This window comes from Pseudomonas sp. HY7a-MNA-CIBAN-0227, assembly GCF_040310325.1.
Classification (GTDB): Bacteria; Pseudomonadota; Gammaproteobacteria; order Pseudomonadales; family Pseudomonadaceae; genus Aquipseudomonas.
Genome location: NZ_JBEOPT010000097.1, coordinates 1 through 280, shown reverse-complemented (window position 1 = coordinate 280; position 280 = coordinate 1). Strand labels below are relative to the sequence as shown.

1 protein-coding gene is annotated in these 280 nt (G+C 38.6%); it reads right to left on the bottom strand.

Annotated elements, in window-relative coordinates; genetic code table 11:
• Nucleotides 1-280, bottom strand: a 280-nt coding sequence (locus AAEZ06_RS27130) for a hypothetical protein (RefSeq protein ID WP_350617175.1), incomplete at both ends; no start/stop codon positions are given.

Sequence of the window (280 nt, the reverse complement as noted above, 5' to 3'; positions counted from 1 at the left end):
CTGAAGTATCTAGCGCTAGTTCAATATCATAAGTAGTAGTATCAGGAGTAGGTAATTGAGAAGTACTGGTAAACCAACATTCATTATTTTGAGTTTGAATTTGATTTAATAACACATCTTGAGTAACACCTTGAGTAGAAGGTAAGGTCACTGTGGTATAAGGTGAATTAGAACCGAATAAAGCCTGATTATAGTCAACCGATCCAGCAATAAGTGGTACGCCGTCTGCGAGCTCATAAGTACCTGCTGTTACCGCTATCCAATGTACTTCAGGCATATC